At 36.0% G+C, this 13,737-nt stretch carries 10 protein-coding genes and 1 pseudogene; 7 read left to right on the forward strand and 4 right to left on the reverse strand.

The window, feature by feature from the left end:
• The first annotated feature begins 51 nt into the window (after positions 1–51).
• The 4 genes from DDD_RS08160 to DDD_RS08175 all read left to right on the forward strand — a co-directional run bounded on the left by DDD_RS08160 (position 52) and on the right by DDD_RS08175 (position 7,067).
• Positions 52–2,811, forward strand: a complete 2,760-nt coding sequence (locus tag DDD_RS08160) for a 2-oxoglutarate dehydrogenase E1 component (RefSeq protein WP_015362339.1) — start codon at positions 52–54, stop codon at positions 2,809–2,811.
• Positions 2,812–2,814: 3 nt separating this feature from the next.
• The gene (odhB, locus tag DDD_RS08165; RefSeq protein WP_015362340.1) at positions 2,815–4,098 is read left to right on the forward strand and encodes a 2-oxoglutarate dehydrogenase complex dihydrolipoyllysine-residue succinyltransferase; all 1,284 of its coding nucleotides are present in this window, start codon (positions 2,815–2,817) and stop codon (positions 4,096–4,098) included.
• Positions 4,099–4,509: 411 nt separating this feature from the next.
• Positions 4,510–6,495, forward strand: a complete 1,986-nt coding sequence (locus DDD_RS08170; RefSeq protein WP_111474659.1) for a hypothetical protein — start codon at positions 4,510–4,512, stop codon at positions 6,493–6,495.
• Positions 6,495–7,067 (forward strand): hypothetical protein, encoded by a 573-nt coding sequence (locus tag DDD_RS08175; protein WP_015362342.1) that lies wholly within the window; start codon positions 6,495–6,497, stop codon positions 7,065–7,067. The genes DDD_RS08170 and DDD_RS08175 overlap by 1 nt, the downstream gene beginning before the upstream one ends.
• A gap of 88 nt (positions 7,068–7,155) precedes the next feature.
• Here DDD_RS08175 and DDD_RS17845 read toward each other — a convergent pair.
• Together DDD_RS17845 and DDD_RS18405 are read right to left on the reverse strand one after the other, a co-directional pair.
• Positions 7,156–7,260, reverse strand: a pseudogene (locus DDD_RS17845) (ACP S-malonyltransferase); the annotation flags it as partial.
• Between the two features lie 17 nt (positions 7,261–7,277).
• Entirely contained in the window at positions 7,278–7,421 is a 144-nt protein-coding gene (locus DDD_RS18405; protein WP_083892389.1) for a helix-turn-helix domain-containing protein, read from the reverse strand.
• Between the two features lie 119 nt (positions 7,422–7,540).
• On the opposite strand from DDD_RS18405, the gene DDD_RS08180 reads away from it, so the two are divergent.
• Positions 7,541–8,041 (forward strand): hypothetical protein, encoded by a 501-nt coding sequence (locus tag DDD_RS08180; protein ID WP_015362345.1) that lies wholly within the window; start codon positions 7,541–7,543, stop codon positions 8,039–8,041.
• 286 nt (positions 8,042–8,327) lie between these two features.
• On the opposite strand, the gene fabD is transcribed toward DDD_RS08180, so the two are convergent.
• Together fabD and DDD_RS08190 are read right to left on the reverse strand one after the other, a co-directional pair.
• Complete coding sequence (fabD, locus tag DDD_RS08185; RefSeq protein WP_015362346.1) at positions 8,328–9,212, reverse strand: ACP S-malonyltransferase; 885 nt, start codon at positions 9,210–9,212, stop codon at positions 8,328–8,330.
• Between the two features lie 213 nt (positions 9,213–9,425).
• Entirely contained in the window at positions 9,426–10,328 is a 903-nt protein-coding gene (locus tag DDD_RS08190) for a dihydrofolate reductase (RefSeq protein WP_015362347.1), read from the reverse strand.
• A gap of 65 nt (positions 10,329–10,393) precedes the next feature.
• On the opposite strand from DDD_RS08190, the gene DDD_RS08195 reads away from it, so the two are divergent.
• Together DDD_RS08195 and DDD_RS08200 are read left to right on the forward strand one after the other, a co-directional pair.
• Complete coding sequence (locus DDD_RS08195) at positions 10,394–11,458, forward strand: aminotransferase class V-fold PLP-dependent enzyme (protein ID WP_015362348.1); 1,065 nt, start codon at positions 10,394–10,396, stop codon at positions 11,456–11,458.
• Positions 11,459–11,474: 16 nt separating this feature from the next.
• Entirely contained in the window at positions 11,475–13,562 is a 2,088-nt protein-coding gene (locus tag DDD_RS08200; protein WP_015362349.1) for a T9SS type B sorting domain-containing protein, read from the forward strand.
• Positions 13,563–13,737: the final 175 nt, after the last annotated feature.

Genomic DNA, 13,737 nt, shown 5'->3' on the forward strand with positions numbered 1-13,737 from the left:
TTCTTTATTTTTGCTCTACAATCGTTAAAAAGGATAAATTTCCTTCCATATATGGACAAATTTTCATTTCTGAACGCAGCTCACACTGCATACTTCGCACAACTTTATGATGAATACTTAATCAATCCTGACAAAATAGAGCCGTCATGGCGAGCCTTTTTTCAAGGTTTTGATTTTGGAATGGAAAGCGCCACAGATGGCGATGTGGTTGTAGAATACATCGAAAGAGGCGAGTCTAAATCAACTCAAGTTCCAGATCAAATGATGAAGGAATTTAGTGTTGTAAAATTAATTGATGCTTATCGATCGCGTGGTCATTTGTTTACTAAAACAAATCCCGTAAGAGAACGTCGTAATTATGAACCTAAATTAGGACTAGAGAACTTTGGTCTTACTAATGCTGATCTTGATACACTGTTCGACTCCGGAGAACTTATAGGACTTGGAAAAGCTAGTCTTAAATCTATTATTGACCATCTAGAACAAGTTTATTGCGATAGTATCGGTGTAGAATACATGTATATACGCAAGCCGCATGAGATCAAATGGATCCAGAGCTGGTTGCATAGAAATAATAATCACCCATCTTTTTCTAAAGAGCAAAAAACTCAAATCCTAAAGAAGCTTAACGAAGCGGTTTCTTTTGAGTCGTTCTTGCATACAAAATATGTAGGGCAGAAACGTTTTTCTCTTGAAGGTAATGAGTCACTTATCCCTGCATTAGACGCATTGATTGAGAATGCTGCTGATAAAGGAGTAGATCAGTTTATTTTAGGAATGGCTCATCGTGGTCGTCTTAATGTACTGACTAATATTTTTGGGAAGCCTGTAAAGGATATTTTCTCAGAATTTGATGGCAAAGATTATGAGCAGGATATATTTGATGGTGATGTAAAATATCATTTAGGTTATACAAGTAAAAGAAAAACAGATAACGGTAACGATATTAACTTAAACATTGTTCCTAATCCGTCTCACTTAGAAACGGTAGGAGCAGTGGTAGAAGGGATTGCACGTGCAAAACAAGACATGCACAATCCTGAGAATTTTTCCAAAGTGCTACCGATAGTGTTACACGGTGATGCAGCGATTGCTGGACAAGGAATTGTTTATGAGGTGGTGCAAATGTCACAACTTGACGCTTACAAAACTGCTGGAACAATTCACTTAGTAGTAAATAATCAAGTAGGTTTCACTACTAACTATCTTGATGCTAGATCTTCCACTTATTGTACAGATGTTGCAAAAGTGACATTGTCTCCCGTACTTCATGTAAATGCAGATGATGCTGAAGCTGTAGTGCATGCCATGAATTTTGCGCTGGATTACCGTATGGAATTTGGTCGTGATGTATTTATCGATTTACTAGGTTATAGAAAGTATGGTCATAATGAAGGTGATGAACCTCGTTTTACACAGCCACAATTATATAAAGCAATAGGAAAGCATAAAAATCCGCGAGATATTTACGCAGATAAATTGCTTCAAGAAGGATTGATTGATAATAGTAAGGTCAAAGAATTAGAAGCTCAATACAAAGAGCGACTAGAAGAAGAGCTTGCAACATCTAGACAGATGGAAAATACCATTATCACTCCTTTCATGCAAGATGAGTGGAATGGTTTTGAGCAAGCTACTGAAGTAGAAATGATGCAGCAGGTGGAAACTGGTGTAGATCGCGATACTCTAGAAAAGATCACCGCTACTATTTCGCAGCTTCCAGAAGGCGAGTCCTTCATAAGGAAAATCAAAAAGATTATCGAGTCACGTCAGAAGATGTGGGATGAGGACAAGCTAGACTGGGCAATGGGAGAACACCTTGCTTACGGTAGTTTAATGATGGAAGGCTACAATGTAAGAATGAGTGGTCAAGATGTAGAGCGAGGGACTTTTTCTCACCGCCATGCCGTAGTGAAATCAGAAAATCATGAAAACGAATTCATTTTACACAATCATATAGATGGTGTAAAAGGTAAAATGGATATTTACAACTCGCACTTATCGGAGTATGGAGTTGTAGGATTTGAATATGGTTATGCTTTGGCACGACCTAATACGCTCACCATATGGGAAGCTCAATTTGGAGATTTCTCAAACGGTGCTCAAATTATGATGGACCAGTACATCAGTGCTGGAGAAGATAAATGGAAGAATCAAAACGGTCTTGTAAAATTATTACCACATGGGTATGAAGGGCAAGGAGCAGAGCATTCTAGTGCGCGTATAGAACGTTATTTACAACTTTGTGCTAGAGATAATATGTTCATGGCAAACTGTACAACGCCGGCAAATATGTTTCATTTATTGCGCCGTCAGATGTTAGTAAACTACCGCAAGCCGCTCGTTGTTTTTACTCCTAAGTCTTTGTTACGTTACCCTAAAGCGGTAAGCACGATTTCAGAATTTGAGAATGGTCATTTTCAGGAAGTAATAGATGTTGATGGTGACGCTTTCGCGAAAGCGAAAACACTAGTATTCACCTCAGGTAAATTCTATTATGATTTACTAGAATACAGAGAAGAAAATAAGCGCACAGATGTGGCACTGGTAAGACTTGAACAATTGTTCCCGTTACCAGTTGAGCAAATGCAAGAAATTATCAAAAAGTACGGATCAAAAGATATCGTATGGGCACAAGAAGAGCCTAGAAATATGGGAGCATATTCCCACTTGATGTTACACATGCCAGAGACCAGATCATGGCGCGTGTGCTCTAGAAATATGTATGCAGCACCTGCTTCAGGAAGTTCCACAAGATCTAAGAGAAGACAGGCAAGAATAATAGAAGATGTTTTTAATACCAACAAATAAATTATGGCTCTAGAAATGAAAGTGCCTTCACCAGGCGAGTCGATTACAGAAGTAGAAATTGCAGAATGGCTAGTTGCCGATGGTGACTGGGTAGAAAAAGATCAAGCCATCGCTGAGGTTGATAGTGATAAAGCAACACTAGAATTACCTGCAGAAGCGAGTGGAATTATCACTCTTAAAGCTGAAGAAGGTGATGCTGTTGCCGTAGGCGAAGTAGTTTGTCTTATTGATACAGAGGCGACAAATCCCAATGAAGGCGCTAAAGATGTTGAGAATTCGGGCCCAACTATGGGTGGTGGCGATGAAGGTGGTAACGCTGGAGATGTAGCAAAAGAAATGCGCAAAGACAATCCAGAGAGTAAATCTACTGGAGATAAAGCACCGCAACCAGAACAAGCAAAAGAAACTTACGCAAGCGGAACTCCTAGTCCTGCGGCAAAAAAGACTCTTGACGAGAAAGGAATAGATCCTAAATCTGTTTCAGGAACTGGTCGTGATGGACGCATAACAAAAGAAGATGCTGTAAATGCAAAACCATCTATGGGATCTCCGGGAACTGGTTCTCGTGGTGAATCTCGTTCTAAACTTTCTATGCTGCGACGTAAAGTGGCAGAGCGTCTAGTAAGTGCTAAGAATGAAACGGCAATGTTGACGACCTTTAACGAGGCAGACATGAAGCCTATTTTTGACTTGAGAAAAGAGTACAAAGAAACCTTTAAAGCAAAGCATGGCGTATCCTTAGGATTCATGTCTTTCTTTACAAAAGCAGTGGTTAGAGCGCTAGAAATGTATCCAGCGGTAAACTCTATGATCGATGGTAAGGAAATGATTTCTTACGATTTTGCAGATATTTCTATAGCCGTATCAGGTCCTAAAGGTCTAATGGTGCCAGTAATAAGAAATGCAGAGAACCTTTCTTTTAGAGGTGTAGAGCAAGAAGTTAAAAGACTAGCGTTAAGAGCAAGAGATGGAGATATCACAGTAGATGAGATGACTGGTGGTACTTTTACGATTACTAATGGAGGAGTTTTCGGAAGTATGATGAGTACGCCTATTATCAATCCACCACAAAGTGCGATTCTAGGAATGCACAATATTATCGAGCGTCCTGTTGTAGTAGATGGTAACATTGTTGCCAGACCTATGATGTACCTAGCCGTTTCTTATGATCATAGAATCATTGATGGAAAAGAATCTGTAGGTTTCTTAGTAGCTATTAAAGAAGCATTAGAAGATCCTATCAATTTATTAATGGATGGAGATGTGAAAAGAGCTTTAGAGCTGTAGTAAGTTTATGTACGGCTTGCACCGTTTTTAATTACTAATAACATATCAAAAATACCAGGCGAGAAATAGCTTGGTATTTTTTTTGTTTTCAAGGGACTGAAAAGCATTGATTTTAGATTTTATGAAAATTGTCAGGTCGAGCGCAGTCGAGACTGTTTATAGATTTCCTAGATTTAATCGATTTCAACGGTAATCGAACCCATCTCTAATGATTTATTTCTTAAAAACTTGAAATAATAGCAGTTACAGGTACTGTAAGCTGGACTGCTATTTTTTTAAGATATATTTTGTAAGATTTATAAAGTTAAATAAATGTTAAAAAACTAGGTATCTATCTATCTATCTATCTATCTATCCGCTTACCTTCACATTCCCTGAATTGTATAAATCATTAACCTGTCATTATCTCAAATGACAACTATACCGTATTCTATGTTCAGGAAATCCTATTTTTATTATGTATTTATAATCGTTCTTACGATTGCTATAATTTCTATTTCTTCTTGTGAGAAAGATGAAGTTTTTGAAGAAACTAGTCTTACAGAAGTCAATCCACCTAATTCTATTGACCCTAAAAAAATTAAACGTCAGACGTTGAATTGGAATGAATTTTCTGAAATAAATCAAATGAAAGGAACTTCTTCAATTTTTGAAAGCTTCGGTGTTGGGAATAATGGCTTTCAAATCCAGAACGATTCTACTTCTACCCATTTAATAGTCGATCATATAGAAATGTACACTTATCAAGGAGTTACAACTTTTACCTTTGTAATTATAGAAGATAATACAGATACATCATTTAGAAACTTGATCATTAGGACAGAAGATGATATTACTTTTAATGCTTATGTTGCTAAGTATGATCCATCTCAGGCATGGTTGGATTCAAATCACAGTATTACGCCTTTTGAAGGTGAGGTTGAACTAACTCCATTTACAGGTACTTATCAAAATAGTGTCAATAGTGTACCTGATTGTGCATTTAGCATTAATGTTGTGTGGGAATGTGATGCAGGATATAATCACCCACCAGGACATTCTCGATGTAATGTAGGAGGAGCAGAAATTGTAGTTTTTGATATAACGGTTACGTGTAGTGGTGGTCCCACTGGTGGCTCTATTTCTGGAGATAGTGATTATAATCCCGGTGATAATCCTGATAATCCATCTAACGGTGAAGCTACAGGAGCAACTACTAGCGGAAATGATACCACAAATCCTGGTAGTGAATTACCTATAAATGGTATTATTACGAAACCATTAATATCAGTCGGTCCGTTAGTTCAAATATTTTTCGATCAACTTCCAGCAAACTTAAGAGATTACATCAATCATTATGAACAATATGATCTCAGTATAACAATTGGTAATTTTTTAAGATTGCAGGGGCTTTCAGATGAAAATAAACAGTTAGTACAGGATTTCTTAGAGATAAGTATAAATAATAGGGATGTTAAATTTGAAAGATACGAAGAGTTGGTAGAATTGCTCGACAATGACCCTTTTGCTTTAATTAGAGACTGCTTAACTCAAAGCGGATTAGATAGTTCAGAATTTGTAAATCTTTTCAATCACACCATTCCACAAAGTTGTGAAGATAGATTAGAAGATTTGAGTTGGGGTATTAACAATTTTATCAACCAACCGATATCAGAGGGTAATGTACCATGTGCTAATATTGATTATTATGGAATTGAGATAACAACTATGCCTGATTTAGATAATGATGGTATTCCTGAAAATGAGAGTGATTTATTCATAGCATACAAAAACAAATTTTTAGACGTTGCAAGTGGAGAGCTAGATGATTTTCAATTCGAATCGAATATTCCAGCCAATCCAAGTAATACGGCAGATATATGGTGGAACTTCTCACCTTATCTTCCTTTAGATATGCAAACTTTCGACGGATTTAACCCAATCAGTGCAATTTTTACAATAAGTGCAGGTACTGACGGTTTATTAACTAATTTGACAGCAGATGAAGGAGCTGTTATTGTGTCGGATTATGTAGGGAACTCTCACTGGACTGTGTCTACTATTGAAACTCCCTTTGGCGTAACTGGTAGTCAGCCTTTTTCAGGGAATCGTCAATGGGGTATTACAAGAAATGCTCAAGGAAATACTGAGCTTTTTACTCGAGCAGTTGATGTTGCAAAAATGACTACTTTAATTGAAAACGATCCTTTTAATCAATTAACCGAAAAGCAAAACGATTATTATAATATTGCAAATGCTACTTGGGAAAATTTACAAAGCGAGGTGATTAATTGGATCAATAGTAAAAATGGTGTGGCATCAATCTCTTTGGATACTACTGTTCTTAAAGTAGACAAGGAAAAAATCCTTGAATTATTAAAACAGTCTGAAACAATTGATGAAATTAATTGTAATTAATGAAATTAGTTATTATTACTTTAAGGTTGGTTTTACCAGTTATTTTTCTTTCAATAGGGATGTTGACTTTATTGGATAGTTTTATAGGTGATTATTTGAGCTACCTTTATTTCCCTATATCATTTGGTTTAGTAATAGGTATTGCTAACATCAAATCAATTAATTTAAAAGAATTAAGAAAAGCATTTTTTGCTTTGTTATTATCATTGATAACATTTATATTAATTTTGCTTGTAATCATTGGAATTGGCGGTGGTTCTTTATCACTTGATGATTCAGTTAATGTGATTTATTCATTCATTATATATGTGATTGCACCATTTTTTGTGTTAACAGCATTTTTCAAGTACTATGATATTAAATTTACTAGAACGAATATTATATTCATAATTGTAGCAATTGTAGTGTCTTACTCTTACATGCAATTTTGCTCTGTTTTATTTGAGAATGAACCTCCAAGAATTGCAAACCCATATTTAATTTGGCAAGTAGTAGTGGCTGCAACTTTACAATCAGTGCTGTATAAAGAAGAGCTTTTTAGCTTTTTTGATGAGCTGCGAAGTGAAAATTAAAGCCATAGCATTAAAAAACCTCTCATAGAAAACGCAATTTTCTATGGGAGGTTTTTTTGCTCTGAGAATGTATTTATAATCCATAATCTTACAAAGCCACACTTCCCTGACTTACCTGCGCCTCTCTATTTATCTTTTTAATCAATCCTTGTAAAGCTTTTACCAGACCTACTTCTATAAATTCGGTAGCTCCACGCCGTTTTAACTTGTTTAGGAGCGTTGTGAGCAAATTCTCTGATTTGTGCTTCTATGATAATCTAATTGTTGTGCTATGCTTGTTTGGGTTAATCCAGTTTTCAACTGACTTTGAATTTGATACCTTTGATCCAATGTCAGTTGTTTGTATTTTTTAATACAAGACCAATATAAATATTGAACCTAAAATACCTGAGGCTAGCCTTAAGTGTTTTAAACTTACATGTTGCACTTATTACTTTAACTTAAATTTCAATAATATTTATAAACTAACAATTATGAAAACATTTATTTTTTTCACTTTAATACTTATCTCTTTCTTTTGTAGAGGACAGGTTACTATTAACATAAACGACATATCATTAGATGGTGTGCAGATATCTCAGATTGAAAAAAGGGCATTAAGTCAATTATTTGGTACAGCAAGTAATTGCACGAGTCAAGGAGAATTGCATAACAACTTTTTCTCTTGTATTGCTAACTTGAATTATTTCACATTTGACGATTCTTCTGTGTTGAACACTATAGAGGTTGAAAATCCAACATCAAATTTCGTAATTGAGTCTAATACTTTTTCATTAGGAAGTTCAATAAGTTCAATGATAATTAGCTATCCTAGTGCTTTAAAAGTTTCTACTAATGGCGAGCACTATTTGTTATTTGTAATATCTTATATTGATGATCTAGGAAATATTCAAATCTCTGACACAAACATTGAAATAGCATATTCAAGTAGTACCAACTTGATTAGATCAATTAGTTATTTTTCAATACCATAGAGGGATTTTCGCTGGCTTCTGTTAATTTGACAATAATTTCTCAAGGTCTTAGACGGTGTTTTGCAATATCAGTTCTATTTTTCATTTACGCTTATTACGAATAGTTACTTTTATTAAGTTCAGATATTTCACATAAAGCTTTGTAATACTTCAACAACGATATTTAAAAATTTAACAGGTAGTAAACAGGGTATTTACTTTTATAAAAAAACCACTCTTAGAAAACTTAATTTTCTAAGAGTGGTTTTTCATTCTAAGAACGTTAATACATAATTTTGAGACCTATTTAAGCCACACTTCCCTGACTCACCTGCGCTTCACGATCAATCTTTTTAATCAATCCCTGTAAAGCTTTTCCTGGACCTACTTCTATAAATTCAGTAGCGCCATCTTTGATCATGTTTTGAACTGATTGCGTCCATTTTACTGGAGCGGTCAATTGAAAAATCAAGTTGGTTTTAATGTCTACAATTCCTTCTACAGCAAATGTAGAAACATTTTGATAGATAGGACACGTAGGTATTTTGAATTCAGTTTCTTCAATTGCTTTTGCCAGTTCTTCACGAGCAGGCTCCATTAAAGGCGAGTGAAAAGCGCCACCTACCGGTAAAATCAAAGCTCTTCTGGCTCCTTTTTCTTTTAGAATTTCACAAGCTTTTTCAACTGCCGGTACTTCTCCAGAAATAACTAGCTGGCCTGTGCAATTGTAATTTGCTGCAACGACTACACCATCTACTTCTTCACAAACTTTTTCTACATCTTCATCTGCCATACCTATGATGGCCGCCATGGTGCTTTCTTGTGCTTCACATGCTTCTTGCATAGCTAGCGCACGTTTAGAAACAATTCGCAATCCATCTTCAAAACTTAAAGCTCCGGCAGCAGTAAGCGCACTTAATTCTCCTAGAGAATGACCTGCCACCATATCTGGTGCAAAATCAGCACCCATCATTTTTGCAAGCACAACAGAATGTATAAAAATAGCTGGTTGCGTTACTTTAGTTTCTTTGAGTTCGTCAGCAGTTCCTTCAAACATGATTTTAGAAATCTCAAAACCTAAAATATCATTAGCTTTATGGAATAATTCTTTTGCTTCTGGATAATTATCGTATAAGTCTTTACCCATTCCTGTGAATTGAGCTCCTTGACCTGGAAAAACGTATGCTTTCATATTGTTTGCGTTAGTTGAAGGCGTAAAAATAATGATTTGTTGTTTAGTTTCTATTCCTCAACCCTAAAGGGTGCGGAAACCGCCATCTTTCGTAATCTAAAATAAGCTGTTTTTCAATACAATTTCAAGTTCGACTTCAAGTTCAAAATTCAAAAGAATACTGCCTACTTAATTCAAATGAGCAAAGCGATTTTACGAACTGCATGCTGCCTACTACTTTCTCACCCAGGTTTCATAATCAAAACTATACTTATGCTTATCATCGGCTGGATGATGAAGTGATGTTTTGATCTTCCATTTGCTCTCGTCTATTTCTGGGAAATAAGTATCTACATCAAATGTTCCATGAACTCTTGTCAGCTCAATTTCATCAGCTACTTTCATTCCTAGTTTATAAATCTCGCCGCCACCTATAATAAACGGATTCTCATCGCCAGAAGTGGTGGCAAGTGCTGTTTCTAGATCATGAACGACAATGCCGCCTTCAGTTTTGTAATTTTTATCTCTAGTAAGTATGATATGTGTACGATTAGGTAATGGCTTAGGAAAACTTTCAAAAGTTTTGCGGCCCATGATGATGTGGTGACCTGTAGTTAAAGCTTTAAATCTTTTAAAATCATCTGGTAAATGCCATACCAGGTCTCCATCTTTACCTAATTCATTGTTTTGACCAGCTGCTGCGATCATGGTTATTTTTCTTTTGGTGTCATCATTATCTAGAACAAGCTTTGTTTTAGGAGCGATGTATTCCTTTTCAACTTTTTTTTCAAGTTCTTGAATACGTTTTTGTTGCTTAGTTACGAGACGATCGTATTGCTTTTTCTCCCATTCTGGACCTAACAATCGATTAGTAATAAATACTTTAAAAGCATGATAGCATAACAGTAAAAACCATGCAAAAACAATCCAAATCCACCATTCTATGCCTAGAACCTTTACTGGTTCAACTTGCATAAGTACTTGACTTATAATGATAAGACCTACCGCACCTACTAAGAAAACTACGAAGTGCGTAAATAAACCGCGTTTCTGTTTGATACGTCGTTGCGCATTTTCTATGAGTTCTTTTTGCTCTAAATCTATTCCGGTGTGTTCTTTGTTCTTCTTGCCAAACATTCTCGTTATTTTTACATCCAAATTTACATTATATTAAGCACAGACATTCCTAGCAATACCATAAAATGACAGATCAGTTTCCTATTCTTAAAAAGTACACGTATCTCAATACTGCAAATCATGGACTGCTCTCCCAAGACCTCGTGGATTACCGCAATTTGCTCAATCAGAAAATGAGAGATGAAGCTTCAGTTTTTACAAATAAGCGCAATATTTTTATTGATGAGGTGCGTCATACTATAGCAAACTTCATCGATGCAGATCCTGATTTTACAGCCGTTATTCCTAACTTTTCTACCGGATTCAATACGTTAATAAATAATATAGAACATAATGCAACCTTCTTACTTCTCAAAGATGATTACCCATCTGTAAACTGGCCAGTAGAAACACGAGGTTTTAAAACGCATCATGTTGCCATAGATGAAGATATGGAAGCACAAATCATGAAAGTTTGTGAAAAGGAGCGCCCAGATTTCTTTTGTTTTTCTATGGTGCAATACATTTCTGGAATCAAGATGGACTTGGAATTTATTAAGAAGTTAAAACAACAGTTTCCAGATATGATCCTGATTGCAGATGGTACTCAGTACGTAGGTAGTGAAGAATTCCGCTTTCGCGAAAGCGGACTAGACATCATCCTCGCATCTTGTTACAAATGGCTTCATGCTGGTGATGGCAACGGTTTTATTTGTGTAAAAGAGAACGTACAGGAATATATCTTTCCTAAATCTATAGGTTACCGCAGTGCGCGCAATGTGATGAATGCTAATGTGACTTTTATCAGCCGTTTTGAACCTGGACATCAAGATATGATTGCTTTTGGTACATTACAACAAGCGATTCTCAAAATTCAAGAAATGGGATGGGAGAAAGTTTCTGATCTTGTAAAAAAACTAGCTCATAAGGCAAAAATGGAGTTTGAAAAGAGAAACCTCTTGACCGCAGTTGTAGCCTCTAGAAAAGAACATTCCTCCATTTTTAATATTAAAGGTGATCAAGATTTGTATGAAAAACTACTAGTTCATGATATAGTGACATCATTGCGTGGTGATGGGATAAGAATTAGTTTTTCCTTTTTTAATACACAAGAAGACTTGGATAAGTTGCTTGAAGTACTAGATTTGTAAGTCACTTCATCATTTTATGAAAAACACTTTCTTTATTACGCTTCTGCTATTAGTTTCATTTGGATTTGCTCAAAATCCTAATGATTGTAGAGATGCCATTTTACTTTGTGGCGATACTGATTTAGGTATTGATCCAGATGGAATAGGAGCAAACGAGTTCAATTTGCCTGGAAACATAACACCTACTTGCTTCAACTTTCAGACCGATCAGGTATGGTTTAAGGTAGAAATAGAAACTACTGGTACATTTAGTTTTGTGCTAACACCAGACACTCCACAGGCCGATTATGATTTTGCAATTTTTGGGCCAGTGACAGATTGTAATAATCTAGGAGCTGCAATACGCTGTTCTAGTACTAATCCTAATGCTGCTGGAGTAACTGGTGAAACTGGCTTAAACGATACTGAAATTGATACTCAAGAAGGTCCAGGACCACTGGGTAACGGTTTTTTACAAGAGCTTACCGTCAACGCTGGGGAAATCTACTACGTGATCGTAGGACTTGCCATAGGTCAAGGTGGTTTTTCTCTTTCTACTAGTGGTAGTGCAGACTTGCCTCCAGCACCTACCGCAAATCCTGTTGATGATCTAGATGTATGTGATGATTTAGGCGCTCAGGATGGATTTAGAGAGTTTGATTTCTCACCATTAGACGCAGATGTTTTACAAGGTCAATCTAGCACAACTGTAACTTATCACGAGTCGCTCAATGATGCTAACATAGGTATAAACGCTCTTACTTTTCCTTATACTAATATTTCAAATCCGCAAGAAATATTTGTTAGGGTGATAAGAAATGATTCTGAATGTACCGACTTTACAGAGTTTATGATTGAAGTAGACGATACTAATGTAACAACAACTGCAGATGCTATAATTATATGTAGCGATAATACAACAGAGTCTTTTGATTTTGATAGTGTTATTGACACCTTAGTTCCTAACGCTGCAAATCTCAATATTACATATCATTTAACCGAAACTGACGCAGCAGATGATCTGAATCCGCAAGGGTCTGTTTTTACCGCAACGCTTGTGGAAGAAACCTATTTTATTAAAGTGATCGACCCTACAGGATTATCGTGTGAATTTGTAGTGAGCGTTCCGCTTTTTGTTGCAAATCCACCACAGATAGCAGCACCTCAAGATTTGTTTTTTTGCGATGATGATTTTGATGGTTTTTTAAGTGTGAATCTAGGCAATCAAAATCCAGATATTTTAAATGGTCTAGATTCAACCCTACATCAAGTACAGTTCTATTCTAATGCTACAGATCGCGCTAACGATCAAAACGCATTAGGAAATACCTTTACCAATACTCAAAATCCACAACAAATTTTTGTGAGAGTTACAGAAACGAGAACTTCTTGTTTTAGTGATGTAGCATTTAATGTGACTATAAATCCTAAGCCAGTTCTTGCTCCACAAGATGATATTACAGTTTGTGTAGACGCTGTAAGCCTTACTACTATAAGTGTTGAGTCTGGCTTTGATTTTTATGATTGGAGTACTGGTGAGAGTGGTTCTAATTTAAATTCTATAGATATAGATCAGCCTGGAAATTATACCGTTACGGTTACAAATAATTTTGGGTGTGAAAGTATGTTGACGATTACGGCCTTGCCATCAGATGTTGCTGTAATAGATGATATTATTACTCAAGATTTTAGAAATGGCGATAATACGGCTCAATTTCTAGTTTCCGGACCTGGAGATTATGAATTCTCTGTTGATAATGGTCCTTATCAAGATGCTAACTTTTTCAGCGGACTTTACAAAGGCTTCCATACCGTTCGTATACGAGATAAAAATGGCTGTGGTGTTTTAACTCAGGAATTTGTAGTGCTTGATTTCCAACAATTTTTCACGCCTAATGGTGATGGCTTTCATGATTACTGGACACTGGACGGATTAAGCGCATTTCCTACCGCTGTAATTTATATTTACGACCGTCATGGTAAATTACTTTTCCAGATGTCACCTGAAGGGCCTGGCTGGGATGGTACTTATCTTAATAATCCATTGCCTTCCAGTTCTTATTGGTTTACATTACAAATTCCCGATAAACCTTTGGTAAAAGGATTTTTTGCTTTGAAAAGGTAGTTTTATTATTCCGCTTTCGCGAAAGCGAGACTCCAACATAAAGAATTATTGTGATTGTAAACAGTTATTTTCTCCATGTAAAACGACCTTATCGCTCGTCCAAACACGCATTTTTTATTATGCACGCATAGTTAAACCTTAGATTTATGCTTTTTATCGATTTTAAGCGAACAAT

This window comes from Nonlabens dokdonensis DSW-6 (genome assembly GCF_000332115.1).
GTDB classification, from domain to species: domain Bacteria; phylum Bacteroidota; class Bacteroidia; order Flavobacteriales; family Flavobacteriaceae; genus Nonlabens; species Nonlabens dokdonensis.

Bases quoted from the DNA above. Each gene is read 5' to 3' on its own strand.
- DDD_RS08160 (WP_015362339.1), top strand. From the start codon at position 52: ATGGACAAATTTTCATTTCTGAACGCAGCTCACACTGCATACTTCGCA.
- odhB (WP_015362340.1), top strand. From the start codon at position 2,815: ATGGCTCTAGAAATGAAAGTGCCTTCACCAGGCGAGTCGATTACAGAA.
- DDD_RS08170 (WP_111474659.1), top strand. From the start codon at position 4,510: ATGACAACTATACCGTATTCTATGTTCAGGAAATCCTATTTTTATTAT.
- DDD_RS08175 (WP_015362342.1), top strand. From the start codon at position 6,495: ATGAAATTAGTTATTATTACTTTAAGGTTGGTTTTACCAGTTATTTTT.
- DDD_RS08180 (WP_015362345.1), top strand. From the start codon at position 7,541: ATGAAAACATTTATTTTTTTCACTTTAATACTTATCTCTTTCTTTTGT.
- fabD (WP_015362346.1), bottom strand. From the start codon at position 9,212: ATGAAAGCATACGTTTTTCCAGGTCAAGGAGCTCAATTCACAGGAATG.
- DDD_RS08190 (WP_015362347.1), bottom strand. From the start codon at position 10,328: ATGTTTGGCAAGAAGAACAAAGAACACACCGGAATAGATTTAGAGCAA.
- DDD_RS08195 (WP_015362348.1), top strand. From the start codon at position 10,394: ATGACAGATCAGTTTCCTATTCTTAAAAAGTACACGTATCTCAATACT.
- DDD_RS08200 (WP_015362349.1), top strand. From the start codon at position 11,475: ATGAAAAACACTTTCTTTATTACGCTTCTGCTATTAGTTTCATTTGGA.